This window comes from Luteimonas cucumeris, from assembly GCF_007830035.1.
GTDB lineage: Bacteria > Pseudomonadota > Gammaproteobacteria > Xanthomonadales > Xanthomonadaceae > Luteimonas_C > Luteimonas_C cucumeris.
On sequence record NZ_VLKN01000001.1, the window covers coordinates 341,938 to 354,174 of the forward strand.

Sequence of the window (12,237 nt, forward strand, 5' to 3'; positions counted from 1 at the left end):
GCCTCGCTGCACGAGGCTGACGTTCTTACCGGTTCTCGGCCTTCGGTTGCGCCTGCGCGGTCGGCTGCACCTTGTTGTTGATCGTCACCTCGGCGTCGTTGCGCAGCTTGAGCAGGCCGCTGGTGGCGATCTGCTCGCCGGGCTTGAGCCCTTCGGTCACGGCGATCAGGTCGCCTCGGGTGGCGCCGGTCTTGACGAAGCGTTGCCTGACGATGAGCTTGTCGCCGGTCAGCGGCTTGCCCTGCATGTCTTTCTCGCCCTCGGCGCGCTTGACCTTGCTGATCACGTAGACCGCATTGCCGTAGGGGTTGAAACTGATCGCGGTCTGCGGCACCACGACCACGCTGCGCTGGCCGCCCAGGTCGAACGACACGTGTGCGAACGCGCCCGGGCGCAGGTTGCCTTCCTTGTTGTCGAGCGTCGCCTGCAGCCGGAAGTTGCGGGTGCTGGCGTCGACTTCCGGCTGGATGGCGGTGACTTCGCCTTCGAAGCTGCGACCCGGCATCGCATCGACCGTTGCGCGCACGCTCGTGCCGGCAGGCACCTGGCCCATGCGCCGCTCGGGCAGGGTGAAATCCAGGTAGATCGGATCCAGCGTTTGCAGGCTGACGATCGGGTCGCCGGGATTGACGAACTGTCCCAGGTTGACCTGGCGGATGCCGAGGATGCCGCTGAACGGCGCGCGGATCGTCTTCTGCGCGATCAGCGCGCGTTGCGCATCGGCGTTGGCCTGCGCGCTCGCGGCCGCGGTGGCGCGCTGCTCGACTTCGTCCTGCGACACCAGCTTGTCCTTGCCCAACTCACGCCAGCGGTCGCGCTGCACGGCGGCCAGCTTGGCGGTGGCCTCCAGCGATTTCAGCGTGGCCAGTTCGTTGGCGGTATTGAGCCGGATCAGCACGTCGCCGGCCTTGACCGGTTGCCCGGCCTCGAACTCGATCGACTTCACCACGCCACCGGCCTCGGTGGTGACATCCGTGCCATTCACCGCCACGAAGGTGCCGACGGCTTCCTCGATGTCGCTCCAGCGTTCGGCCTTCGCGGCGGTTGCGGTCACCGCCACCGCCGGCTGCGGCATGTTGTCGAAGAACTGGTTCATGCCGGCGCTCATCATCGCCTTGACGCCGAACACGCCGCCGAAGATGACGATCACTGCGATGAGCATCCAGATCATGCGCTTGCGCGTGGATGGCGCGCGCGGGGTGTCATGCTTGGGCATGGGGAACTTCCTTGGAGGACGAGAGGGGGTTATCGGGGAGGCACGGCGATGCCGCGCCGAATACGGCCAGGCCGACCCGCGCCACCAGTGCGTCGATGGCGGCGTCGTCGGCCGGATCGAACAGCGGCTGCCAGCGATAGCCGTTGAGCAGGTATTGCAGTTGCTTGAGCAGCAGCCGGTACGGATCGCCGACGTCGTGCTCGTCGAGCAGGCCATCCTGCTGCACCAATGAGTACATGCCGAGACACATCGCCCACGGGCCGACCGTCAGCGCCTGCGGCGACAGCCGCGTGTCGGCCGGCAGGTCGCCGTTGCGGAAGGCTTCGACGACGATGCCGTCGACCAGCGCACTCAATGGCGCGCTGGCCTCGAGCGCACGGCGCCGGCTTGCTTCCGAGGCCGCGCCCCAGATCACGTCGGTCCACACGAACTGGGCGAGCCGGAAATGCTCCGGCTGCGCGCGGATCATCATCAGGTCGGCCAGCACGATCGCCAGCATGCGGTCGCGGGTAGGGCCAGGCCAGCGCGCGGCGCGTTCGAACAGTTCGACCCGGCTCAGGCAGTTGCGCGTCGCCAAGGCGACCAGCAGGTCTTCCTTGCTGGCGAAATGGTTGTAGAGCGTGCCGATCGCATAGTCCGATTCCTCGGCGATCCGCGACATCTGCAGGTTGAGCAGGCCGTCGCGCTGGATCAATGCCTGGGCCTTGTCCAGGAACAGTCGCTCGCGGTCGGCCAGCTCGCGCTGGCGGCGTTCTCGGGTGCCCATGGTGGCTGACGCGAAGAAGCAGGAGCGGAATTTTGAACCCGGCTCAGGATTTGATCAAGACTTACGCGCACTTGATTTCTGTGAGCAACCCGGCGCGCCATCACGCACCTGTATTGCCTGCACCGCTAATTTTGCGATCCGTTTTTCGTGATTTCGTGTTCGCAAACGCGGTGGCGGCGTCAAGTGCCCCGCATCGGCGGATCCGCCTGACTTCCGGCACGCTCATGAACAGGCGTGAATGTTAGACTGGCGAGTATAGGAAATCGATTACATTCTGAGCCGAGGCCACCGCATGCGTCGCTACTACGTTCCCCTCGTGTTGTCGCTGGCCTTGGCCGCCTGTGGTGGCAAGGAACAGCAAGGCGGTGCGCCGCCACCGCCGGAAGTCGGCGTGGTCAAGCTGCAGGCGCGAAGCGTGCCGCTGCAGCGCGACCTGGTCGGTCGCCTGGCCGCGTTCCGCAGCGCCGACGTGCGCGCGCGCGTACCGGGCGTGCTGCAGCGGCGGGTCTATGAGGAAGGCAGCGACGTCACCCAGGGCCAGCTGCTGTTCGTGATCGACCCGGCGCCGTTGCAGGCGGCGCTGGCGCAGAGCCAGGCCGCGCTGGCGCAGTCGCAGGCCAACCATACCAATGCCAAGGTCGCCGCCGAACGCGCGCGGCAGCTGGCGCCGGGCAAGTTCATCTCGCAATCCGACCTCGACAACGCGCTGGCCACCGAACGCAGTGCGGCCGCGTCGGTGCAGGCCGGCAAGGCGGCGGTGGAGAGCGCGCGGATCAACCTCGGTTACGCCAGCGTGCGTGCGCCGATCGCCGGCCGTGCCGGCAAGCAGCAGGTCACCGAGGGCGCGCTGGTCGGCCAGGGCACGGCGACGCTGTTGACCACGGTCGACCAGATCGATCCGCTGTTCGTCAATTTCTCCATGGGCGTGACCGAACTGCAGCAGATCCGCGGCATGCGCCAGGGCCAGGCGCCGGCGGAGACCCAGGTGCAGGTGCTGCTGCCCGATGGCACGGTCTATGGACGCCCGGGCGTGCTCGACTTCTCCGGCGACATCGTCGACCCGGCTACCGGCGCGGTGTCGCTGCGCGCACGCATCCCCAATCCCGACAAGACCCTGCTGCCGGGCACCTACGTGACGCTGCGCGCGACACTGGGCCAGCAGCCCAACGTGTTCCTGGTGCCGCAACTGGCGGTGCAGCGCGATGCCAACAGCGCCTACGTGCTGGTGGTCGGCCAGGATGGCAAGGTCGCGCGCAAGGACATCGTCACCGAGCGCAGCCAGGGTACTGCCTGGGTGGTCAGCCAAGGCGTGGCCGCCGGCGACCAGGTGATCGTGTCCGGCCTGCAGAAGGCGCAACCCGGCCAGCCGGCCAAGGCGGTGCCGTGGCAGCCGGAAGCGGCCAAGGGCGCGGCGCCCGGCGCGAATCCCGATGCCAAGAAAGAAGGCGATGCAGCGGCGAAGAAGGGCTGAAGAACCTGCTTATGCCTTCCTCATGGCCCGCGTTGCTCCTGAGCGGCCGCCTGGCGGCGGCGCGCGGCGCCGCGCCTGACTGGCCGTCAGGTCAAGCCGTACGTCGCCGCCAGGCGGCCGCTCAGGAGCAACCCAAAGGGCCGGCGCTGAATGCGCACACGGCGTTGTCATCACTCGGTCGTGGATCGACATCCACTCCCTCGCTCTTTCTAGCCCTGCGCGCATTCAGTGCCGGCGCGGGCCATGAGGAAGGCATAAACAGGTTCTAACCATGTCCAGATTCTTCATCAGCCATCCTGTCTTCGCCTGGGTCATCGCGATCCTGATCACGCTCGGCGGCGTGCTCGCCATCCTCAACCTCGGCGTGGAGTCGTATCCGAGCATCGCGCCGCCGCAGATCACCGTGGGCGCGGCCTATCCGGGCGCCAGCGCCGACACCACCGAGCGCGCGGTGACGCAGGTGATCGAGCAGCAGCTCACCGGCATCGACAACCTCGACTACTTCAGTTCCTCATCCAGCTCCAACGGCCGCGCATCGATCACGCTGACCTTCCGCCCCGGTACCGATCCGGACATCGCCCAGGTGCAGGTGCAGAACAAGGTGGCGCTGGCCACGCCGCGACTGCCGTCCGAGGTCACGCAGCAGGGCGTGGTGGTGGCCAAGGCCAACGCCGGCTTCCTGATGGTCGCGGCGCTGCGTTCCAGCAATCCGGCTTACGACAAGAACGCATTGTCGGACCTGATCGCCTCGCGCGTGCTCGACCAGATCTCGCGCGTGCCCGGCGTCGGCAGCACCCAGCTGTTCGGCGGCGAATACGCGATGAACATCTGGCTCAATCCCGACAAGCTGCAGGGTTTTGGCCTGTCCGCCAGCCAGGTACTGGCGGCGGTGCGCGGCCAGAACGTGCAGTTCGCCGCCGGCTCGGTCGGCGCCGAGCCTTCGCCCGAAGGCCAGGCGTTCACCGCGACGGTGTCGGCGGAAGGACGCTTCAGCACCGCCGAACAGTTCGGCGACATCGTGCTGCGCGCCAATGCCGACGGCACCACCGTGCGCCTGAAGGATGTCGCGCGCGTGCAGAAGGGCGCGTCGGCGTACGGCTTCGACCTGAAGTGGAGCGGCACCCCGGCTGCCGGTTTCGCGGTGCAGCTGGCGCCCGGCGCCAACGCGCTGGGCGTGGCCGAGTCGGTGCGCGCGCGCATGGACGAACTGCAGACCACTTTCCCGCAGGGCGTCACCTGGTTCTCGCCGTACGACAGCTCCACCTTCGTCCGGATCTCGGTCGAGGAGGTGGTCAAGACCCTGCTCGAGGCGATCGTGCTGGTGTTCCTGGTGATGCTGATCTTCCTGCAGAACTTCAGGGCCACGCTGATCCCGACGCTGGTGATCCCGGTCGCGCTGATGGGCACGTTCCTGGGCATGTACCTGATCGGTTTCACCATCAACCAGCTCAGCCTGTTCGGCATGGTGCTGGCGATCGGCATCGTGGTCGACGACGCGATCGTGGTGATCGAGAACGTCGAGCGCATCATGACCGAGGAAGGCCTGCCGCCGAAGGAGGCGACGACCAAGGCGATGGGCCAGATCACCGGCGCGGTGGTCGCGATCACGGTGGTGCTGGCGGCAGTGTTCGTGCCCAGCGCGTTCCAGGGCGGCAGTGCCGGTGAGATCTACAAGCAGTTCGCGATCACCATCGCCATGGCGATGGGCTTTTCGGCGTTCCTCGCGCTGGGCTTCACGCCTGCTCTGTGCGCGACCCTGCTCAAGCCCACCGGCCACCACGAAAGCCGCAACTTCATCTTCCGCGGCTTCAACAAGATCTACGACAAGGTCGCCGGCACCTACGTCGGCCACATCGGCAGCGCGGTGACGCATGCGCCGCGCTGGATGATCGTGTTCGCCGGCCTGGCGCTGCTATGCGGCTTCCTGTTCATGCGCATGCCCGGCAGCTTCCTGCCGGAGGAAGACCAGGGCTACGCGCTGGCGATCGTGCAGTTGCCGCCGGGCGCGACCCTGCAGCGCACCACGCGCGTGTTCGAACAGGTGCGCGGCACGCTGGAGAAGCAGCCCGGCTACGAAGGCATGATGCAGGTCGCCGGTTTCAGCTTCGTCGGCCAGGGCGAGAACGTCGGCATGGCCTTCATCAAGCTCAAGGACTGGGGCGATCGCGACGTCACCGCGACCGAGTTCATCCAGAACGCGAATGGCGCGTTGTACGGCATCCGCGACGCGCAGATCTTCGTGATCAACCTGCCGACGGTGAGCGGCCTGGGCGCGTTCGGCGGTTTCGACATGTACCTGCAGGATCGCAGCGGCCTGGGGCGCGAAGCACTGACCAACGCGCGCAACATGCTGCTGGGCAACGCCAACAAGAATCCAGCACTGACCGGCGTGCGGCCGAACACGCTGGAGGATGCACCGCAGCTCAAGCTCGATGTCGATCGCCTGCAGGCGCAGGCGATGGGCCTGCAGGTCAGCGACATCTACAGCGCGATCCAGCTGATGCTGGCGCCGGTCTACGTCAACGATTTCGTCGACGAAGGCCGCGTCAAGCGCGTCAACATGCAGGCCGACACGGCGTTCCGGACCGGACCGGAATCGCTGGGCCGCTTCTTCACGCCCAGCCCCAACAGCAGTTCCGACAGCGCCACCCCGGCGATGATTCCGTTGTCGAACGTGGTCCAGGCGAACTGGATCACCGCGCCGCCGGCGTTGACGCGCTACAACGGTTACGCCGCGGTCGAGATCGTCGGTTCGCAGGCGCCCGGACACAGTTCCGGCGAGGCGATGAACGCGATGCAGGAAATCGTCGACAACGACCTGCCCGAAGGCTTCGGCTACGACTGGACCGGCCAGTCGTACCAGGAAATCCTGTCCGGCAACCAGGCGCCGATGCTGATGGCGTTGTCGATCCTGGTGGTGTTCCTGTGCCTGGCGGCTCTGTACGAAAGCTGGTCGGTGCCGGTGGCGGTGCTGCTGGTGGTGCCGCTGGGCGTGCTGGGTGCGGTCGCGTTCTCGATGCTGCGCGGCCTGCCCAACGACATCTATTTCAAGATCGGCCTGATCACCGTCATTGGCCTTGCAGCGAAGAATGCGATCCTGATCGTGGAGTTCGCGATCGAGCAGCGCCAGCAGGGCATGCCGTTGCGCGACGCGGTGATCGAAGCGGCCAAGCTGCGTTTCCGCCCGATCCTGATGACCTCGTTCGCCTTCATCATGGGCGTCACCCCGCTGGCGATCTCCAGCGGCGCCGGCGCCAATGCACGCCATGCGATCGGCACCGGCGTGATCGGCGGCATGCTGTTCGCGACCTTCCTCGGTCTGCTGCTGATCCCGGTGTTCTACGTGGTGGTGCGACGCGTGCTGGGCGACAAGCTCGACGAGAAGCCACAGCTGGCCGGTTGAACGTAGGCTGGGTTGGCTTCACCAACCCAGCGCTTCGCGGGTACCTGGTGATGCTGGGTTGGTGAAGCCAACCCAGCCTACGGGGCCGCGCCGATCAGTGCGGCGACGCCGACATTGAGCACATAGCCGCCGACCATCAGGAACACGAACAGAGTCGCTGCAAGCAATAGCGGTTTCGCCCCCGCCTGCCGGATCGCACTCGCCTGCGTGCGCAGGCCCAGTGCCGCCATCGCCATTGCCAACAGTACGGTATCGATCCGCACGATCGCGTCCACCCATGCCGCGGGCAGGACCTGCAGCGAATGGAAGCCGCTGACGGCGACGAACAGCACCGCGAACCACGGAATCACGATCTTCGCATTCGTCGCGGTCACAGTTCCGGAGTCGCGGCTCAGGCGTGCCGAGAGCAGCAGCAGGAACGGCGCCAGCAGCATCACCCGCAGCATCTTCTCGATCACCGCCGCCGAAGCCGCGGTTTCGCCGACTGCGCGCCCGGCCACGACCACCTGCGCCACTTCGTGGATCGTGGAGCCGGCGAAGATGCCAAAGGCATGCTCGCTGAGCTCGAGGTACGGATACAGCCACGGATACACGAACATCCCCAGGGTGCCGAACACCACCACGGTCGCCACCGCCACGGAGACCTTGTGCGCCTGGGCGCGTACGACCGGCTCGGTCGCCATCACCGCAGCGGCACCGCAGATCGCGCTGCCGGCGCCGATCAGCATCGAGGTCTCGCGATCGAGCTTGAACACACGGGTGCCCAGGTACACGGCCAGGCCGAACACGCACGTCACGATCGCCACGTCGATTGCGAGGCCCGCGATCCCGACGCCGGCGATCTCCTGGAAGGTCACCCGGAACCCATACAGCACGATGCCGATCCGCAGCAGCGTGCCCTTGGCGAAGTCGACGCCCGCAGCGGTGCGGCCTGCGATTGCCGGAAACAGCGTGTTGCCCGCGGCGATGCCAAGCAGGATTGCCAGCGTCAGTGCGCTCAGCCCCCAGCCCTGCAGCATCGGCAGGCCTGCCAGCGCGGTAGCTGCCGCTGCCAATGCTGAGACCAGCAGCAGCCCCAGCCAGAAAGCAGGCTGCTGGTGAGGGCGCGCAGCAAGGCGCGGGCTCTGGATGACATGGGCCACGGCGGTTCCCGGAAACGGATCGCCGGCAGGCTAGGCCCGACATGCAGATGAGTCCAATGCATATAATTCAATCTTCGATGACTTCAGGTCATGCACTTGAATTTGCACCTGCTGCGGATGTTCCAGGCCGTGGTCGAGCAGCAGGGGTTCTCGCGCGCGGCCGAAGTGCTGCACGTCAGCCAGTCGGCCGTGTCCAAGGGCATCCGCGAACTGGAATACCAGCTGGACCTGCCCCTGATCGAGCGCAGCGCCGGCCGCGGCGTGCGCCTGACCGACGGCGGGCAGGCGCTGTACGAGCACGCGCGCGGCATCTTCGCGATGGAACGCGCGGCGGCCGAGGACGTGCGCGATCGCGTCGGCCTGCGCAAGGGACGGCTGCGCGTTGGCGCCAGCACCACCATTGCCGGCTACTGGTTACCGACGCAGCTGGCGCAGTTCACGCAGCGCCATCCGGACATCGGCTTCGAACTGGTGGTCGGCAACACCGCTGAGGTCGGCAGGGCGGTGATCGATTGCCGTGTCGATGTCGGCTTCGTCGAAGGTACGGTGGACGATCCGCGGATCGCCGCCACCTTGTGGAAGCACGAATCGTTGCAGGTGGCCGTGGCCACCGCCTCGCCGCTGGGCCGACAGCGCCGTCCGTCCGTGGCCGAGTTGAGTCGCCAGACCTGGCTGTTGCGCGAGTCCGGTTCCGGCACCCGGCAGGTCGCGCAATCACTGCTGCGTTCGCGCGCGATCGCGCCGCGCAGGACGATCGAGATCGGCAGCAACGAGGCGATCGCGCGCGCCGTCGCCGCCGCTGCCGGCGTCGCGCTGCTGCCGGCGGTCGTGATCGCCGATCTGGTGGCGATGGGACGCGTGCGTACGCTGGGCATGGGCCAGGACGACGATATCCAGCGGCCTCTGTTCCGGCTGGAACTGGCCGATCGCCCACGCTCGCCGGCACTGCAGGCGTTCGTGGCGCGGATGGCGCAGGAGGATTGAAAGCTGTGTCGGCACGCGCGGACAGCTCCGTGCGATGCGCCGCAGTGCGATGCCCAGGCGAAAAAAAACCCGGCAGCGTGGCTGCCGGGTCTGCTCTTCTGCGCGGGGGAGGGAGCCGCGCGGCGAAGAGTAAGCCGGGGTTTACTTGGCGACCTTGCCGGCGGCCTTGACCACCTTCTCGGCCTGGCTCTGGGCCTGCGCGGTGGCGGCCTCGAACTGGCCCTTGGCGATCTGGCCGATGGCCTCGTTGGTCTTCAGCGTCTGGCCATAGACTTCCTGGCCGATATTGATTGCGCGCTCGACGTTTTCACGGGCGACCTGCACGCCATTCGGCACCACGGCCTTCAGGCCATCGAAATCGCGGGCTTCGGCGACCTGGCCCAGGAAGGCGAAGGTGGCGTTGGCGCTGTCGTTGAATGCGGCCAGCTGCAGGCCGAACACCTTCTCGGCGTTGTCCAGGGCCAGGCGGTTGATCTGTGCTGCCGTGTCCGCGAACTGACGCGTGGCGGCAGTGAACTGCTCGTTGAACTGCGGGTACATGGCGAAACTCCTGCGGGATCCGGCGCTATGCCGATCTTGTGCGGCGCAGCATAACCGCATATTTGCTGCAATGCAACATTCCAGTGAACCTGGTGGGATTGCCGTGGAATCAATCGCTTATAGGGGATTCACCGCTTTCTGACGTCTGGACGCGCGCCATCTTGGCTGGTTTCTGGGACTTGTCGCGGTTCAAGGCACGGAAGTCCATCTAGACCGAGCCGCGAGGACCGCCGGTACTCAGCCGCGATAACGGCAGCCGGAAGTGCAGGTCTCGTGCACGACCACTTCGCTCAGCTGCGGCAGCGCCGGCTTCAACTGCTCCCAGACCCACACCGCCAGACGCTCGCTGGTCGGATTTTCCAGGCCGTCGATCTCGTTGAGGTAGTGATGGTCGAGGCGGTCGAACAGTGGCTTGAAGGCCGCCTTGATGTCCGCGTAGTCCATCACCCAGCCGCTGTGCACGCCCGGTTCGCCGGAGACATGAACCTCGATCCGGAACGAATGCCCGTGCAGCCGCGCGCACTTGTGCCCTTCAGGCACGTTCGGCAGCCGGTGCGCCGCCTCGATGGTGAAGACCTTGAAGATATCCATGCAGTCATTCTCGGCCGCCGGCGCCGGCGCGGCAATCGGCAGATCGCCTTCCGGCTATTCCTGCGACAGCACGCCGAACACCAGTCGACTGTGGCGGCGCATCGCCGTACCAGTCGATGCGCCCGGCATTGCAGCCGTCATCGATGGGGCGGATTCTTCGGATCGACAGGATCGTCTGTCGTTTGGTGCGGACAGCGGCCGCGTGGTCGGACTTGATCAGTCGTCGAACAATTGATGTGGTGGCTATGGGTGGACTCGAACCACCGACCCCAGCATTATGAGTGCTGTGCTCTAACCGGCTGAGCTACATAGCCACGCGGAGCGCATTCCCGAGGGAAGCCGCAAATTATTGCTGCCTGGGCCGTTGCCGTCAATTCGGCCCGGTTCGCGCTTGTGGCTCCGGCGATCCCGTGGCAGAGTCGGGCGTAGTGACGAAAGTCAAATAATCTTGGGAGTCCGCATCGTGATCGATCCGGACGGTTACCGACCCAATGTCGGCATCATCCTGATGCGCCCGGACGGCCAGGTGTTCTGGGCACGGCGCGTGCGGCGCGACGGCTGGCAGTTCCCGCAAGGCGGGATGAACAGCGACGAGACGCCGGTCGAGGCCATGTATCGCGAGCTGCGCGAGGAGACCGGGCTGCTGCCCGAGCACGTCGAAGTGCTCGGCGCGACCCCCGGCTGGCTGCGCTACCGGCTGCCGCCGCGAGCGGTGCGCCATCACGACCGGCTGGTCTGCATCGGCCAGAAGCAGGTCTGGTTCCTGCTGCGGATGCTGGGGCAGGAGGGCGACCTGCGCCTGGACCTGACCGACAAGCCCGAATTCGACCTGTGGCGCTGGGTCGACTTCTGGTATCCGGTGGAGCACGTGGTCACCTTCAAGCGCGGCGTCTACGCCAGTGCGTTGCGCCATCTGGCGCCTATCGCGCGCGATATCGCCGGTGCCCAGGCCGTTCCGCCGCCTGCGCCGGACCCGCGCCGGGCCGGCAGCGCCGGCGACGGCCGCTACCGCCCGCGTTACCGGCCGGCGGCTCCAAGCCGCGGCAACGGCGGCGAATCCGGCAAGAATTGACAATCATTCTCATCTCTGGCGGAATGGGCACAAGGGCTTCTCCATGCCCGTGTGAGCCGAGCCGGAAACCATGTACGTCTGCATCTGCAACGGCGTTACCGATCATGACATCCGCCAGGCGGCCGTGGCCGGCTGCCGTAGCGTGTCCGAACTGACCATGCGCACCGGTTGCGGTGCCTCCTGTGGCACCTGCCTGAGCAGCGCCGCCGAAACCCTCGATCAGATCCATCGCGCCGACAAGGCCGTGGCTACTCCGACCCTGCTGCCGTTGCTGTCGCAGGCGGCCTGATCGTCCCATGCGTTGCAGTGCGGAGCTTGCTCCGCTGGCGGGCTTGTTGTCGCAACAATCGTCTTCCCGAGCGCTTTGGCTCACTTGCCGGCATGCAAACCACGCCTCTTCTCCGCGACGGGAAATGAAGGAAGCCCGCGCAGCTCCGCTTTCGAAAAACGCGGGCCGAAAATGCGCGTGATTCGCGTTTCGTCATCGCCTGCGCGACGGCGCTAGAGTCGGCGCATTCCTGTCAACGGAGCGCGACCATGAAGGGCGACGCCAAGGTCATCGAGCATCTCAACAAGGCGCTCTACAACGAACTGATCGCGATCAACCAGTACTTCCTGCACGCCAAGATGCTGAAGAACTGGGGACTGAAGGAACTCGCCGAGCACGAGTACCACGAGTCGATCGACGAGATGAAGCACGCCGACAAACTCGCCGAACGCATCCTGTTCCTCGACGGCCTGCCCAACTTCCAGTCACTGGGCAAGCTGCGCATCGGCGAGAACCCGCGCGAACTGCTGGAATGCGACTTGGCGCTGGAGCTGGAGGCCCTGCCGACGCTCAAGGACGGCATCGTGCATTGCGAGCAGGTTGGCGACTATGTCAGCCGCAAGCTGCTTGCCGACATCCTCGAATCCGAGGAGGAACACATCGACTGGCTGGAGACGCAGCTGGCGTTGATCGCACGCATCGGCGAGCAGAATTACCTGCAGACCAAGATCGAAGACGGCGAGTAGTCGGGCTACTGCAACTGGAATTTCAGTTGCGAGGTTCT

General features: G+C 66.2%; 12 protein-coding genes and 1 tRNA gene. 7 read left to right on the forward strand and 6 right to left on the reverse strand.

The genetic code is table 11. The features are described 5' to 3' along the window. Positions 1-25: 25 nt before the first annotated feature. Together IP90_RS01585 and IP90_RS01590 are read right to left on the reverse strand one after the other, a co-directional pair. Positions 26-1,216: an efflux RND transporter periplasmic adaptor subunit gene (locus IP90_RS01585; RefSeq protein ID WP_144897859.1), complete on the reverse strand. Its 1,191-nt coding sequence runs from the start codon at positions 1,214-1,216 to the stop codon at positions 26-28. Beyond that, the gene (locus IP90_RS01590; RefSeq protein WP_144897860.1) at positions 1,203-1,982 is read right to left on the reverse strand and encodes a TetR/AcrR family transcriptional regulator; all 780 of its coding nucleotides are present in this window, start codon (positions 1,980-1,982) and stop codon (positions 1,203-1,205) included. The genes IP90_RS01585 and IP90_RS01590 overlap by 14 nt, the downstream gene beginning before the upstream one ends. A 292-nt stretch (positions 1,983-2,274) precedes the next feature. On the opposite strand from IP90_RS01590, the gene IP90_RS01595 reads away from it, so the two are divergent. Together IP90_RS01595 and IP90_RS01600 are read left to right on the forward strand one after the other, a co-directional pair. Beyond that, positions 2,275-3,453, forward strand: a complete 1,179-nt coding sequence (locus tag IP90_RS01595) for an efflux RND transporter periplasmic adaptor subunit (protein WP_144897861.1) — start codon at positions 2,275-2,277, stop codon at positions 3,451-3,453. Between the two features lie 271 nt (positions 3,454-3,724). Beyond that, on the forward strand, positions 3,725-6,856 hold the full coding sequence (locus IP90_RS01600; RefSeq protein WP_144897862.1) for a multidrug efflux RND transporter permease subunit: 3,132 nt from the start codon (positions 3,725-3,727) through the stop codon (positions 6,854-6,856). Between the two features lie 77 nt (positions 6,857-6,933). On the opposite strand, the gene IP90_RS01605 is transcribed toward IP90_RS01600, so the two are convergent. Next, positions 6,934-7,986: a YeiH family protein gene (locus IP90_RS01605; protein ID WP_484496914.1), complete on the reverse strand. Its 1,053-nt coding sequence runs from the start codon at positions 7,984-7,986 to the stop codon at positions 6,934-6,936. 102 nt (positions 7,987-8,088) lie between these two features. Here IP90_RS01605 and IP90_RS01610 point away from each other — a divergent pair, with 102 nt between their 5' ends. Then, positions 8,089-8,982, forward strand: coding sequence for a LysR substrate-binding domain-containing protein (locus IP90_RS01610; protein WP_242007444.1), 894 nt, complete (start codon positions 8,089-8,091; stop codon positions 8,980-8,982). Between the two features lie 141 nt (positions 8,983-9,123). On the opposite strand, the gene IP90_RS01615 is transcribed toward IP90_RS01610, so the two are convergent. Next, on the reverse strand, positions 9,124-9,522 hold the full coding sequence (locus IP90_RS01615) for a phasin family protein (protein ID WP_144897863.1): 399 nt from the start codon (positions 9,520-9,522) through the stop codon (positions 9,124-9,126). 237 nt (positions 9,523-9,759) lie between these two features. Beyond that, positions 9,760-10,113, reverse strand: coding sequence for a 6-carboxytetrahydropterin synthase QueD (gene queD / locus IP90_RS01620; protein WP_144897864.1), 354 nt, complete (start codon positions 10,111-10,113; stop codon positions 9,760-9,762). Here queD and IP90_RS01625 point away from each other — a divergent pair. Then, entirely contained in the window at positions 10,088-10,348 is a 261-nt protein-coding gene (locus IP90_RS01625) for a hypothetical protein (protein ID WP_144897865.1), read from the forward strand. The two genes, queD and IP90_RS01625, sit on opposite strands and share 26 nt — an antisense overlap. A gap of 2 nt (positions 10,349-10,350) precedes the next feature. Here IP90_RS01625 and IP90_RS01630 read toward each other — a convergent pair. Continuing rightward, positions 10,351-10,427: transfer RNA gene (locus IP90_RS01630), tRNA-Met, on the reverse strand. A 149-nt stretch (positions 10,428-10,576) separates the two neighbouring features. On the opposite strand from IP90_RS01630, the gene IP90_RS01635 reads away from it, so the two are divergent. The 3 genes from IP90_RS01635 to bfr all read left to right on the forward strand — a co-directional run bounded on the left by IP90_RS01635 (position 10,577) and on the right by bfr (position 12,199). After that, complete coding sequence (locus IP90_RS01635) at positions 10,577-11,185, forward strand: RNA pyrophosphohydrolase (RefSeq protein WP_144897866.1); 609 nt, start codon at positions 10,577-10,579, stop codon at positions 11,183-11,185. A gap of 70 nt (positions 11,186-11,255) precedes the next feature. Next, positions 11,256-11,474 carry a (2Fe-2S)-binding protein gene (locus tag IP90_RS01640; protein ID WP_144897867.1) on the forward strand — a complete coding sequence of 73 codons (219 nt, stop codon included), beginning with the start codon at positions 11,256-11,258 and terminating at the stop codon, positions 11,472-11,474. A 248-nt stretch (positions 11,475-11,722) separates the two neighbouring features. Then, positions 11,723-12,199 (forward strand): bacterioferritin, encoded by a 477-nt coding sequence (gene bfr / locus IP90_RS01645; protein ID WP_144897868.1) that lies wholly within the window; start codon positions 11,723-11,725, stop codon positions 12,197-12,199. Positions 12,200-12,237 lie beyond the last annotated feature (38 nt).

Excerpts from the sequence above, each read along its gene's own strand:
- IP90_RS01585 (WP_144897859.1), bottom strand. The coding sequence starts at position 1,216 with ATGCCCAAGCATGACACCCCGCGCGCGCCATCCACGCGCAAGCGCATG.
- IP90_RS01590 (WP_144897860.1), bottom strand. The coding sequence starts at position 1,982 with ATGGGCACCCGAGAACGCCGCCAGCGCGAGCTGGCCGACCGCGAGCGA.
- IP90_RS01595 (WP_144897861.1), top strand. The coding sequence starts at position 2,275 with ATGCGTCGCTACTACGTTCCCCTCGTGTTGTCGCTGGCCTTGGCCGCC.
- IP90_RS01600 (WP_144897862.1), top strand. The coding sequence starts at position 3,725 with ATGTCCAGATTCTTCATCAGCCATCCTGTCTTCGCCTGGGTCATCGCG.
- IP90_RS01610 (WP_242007444.1), top strand. The coding sequence starts at position 8,089 with ATGCACTTGAATTTGCACCTGCTGCGGATGTTCCAGGCCGTGGTCGAG.
- IP90_RS01615 (WP_144897863.1), bottom strand. The coding sequence starts at position 9,522 with ATGTACCCGCAGTTCAACGAGCAGTTCACTGCCGCCACGCGTCAGTTC.
- IP90_RS01625 (WP_144897865.1), top strand. The coding sequence starts at position 10,088 with ATGGTGAAGACCTTGAAGATATCCATGCAGTCATTCTCGGCCGCCGGC.
- queD (WP_144897864.1), bottom strand. The coding sequence starts at position 10,113 with ATGGATATCTTCAAGGTCTTCACCATCGAGGCGGCGCACCGGCTGCCG.
- IP90_RS01640 (WP_144897867.1), top strand. The coding sequence starts at position 11,256 with ATGTACGTCTGCATCTGCAACGGCGTTACCGATCATGACATCCGCCAG.
- bfr (WP_144897868.1), top strand. The coding sequence starts at position 11,723 with ATGAAGGGCGACGCCAAGGTCATCGAGCATCTCAACAAGGCGCTCTAC.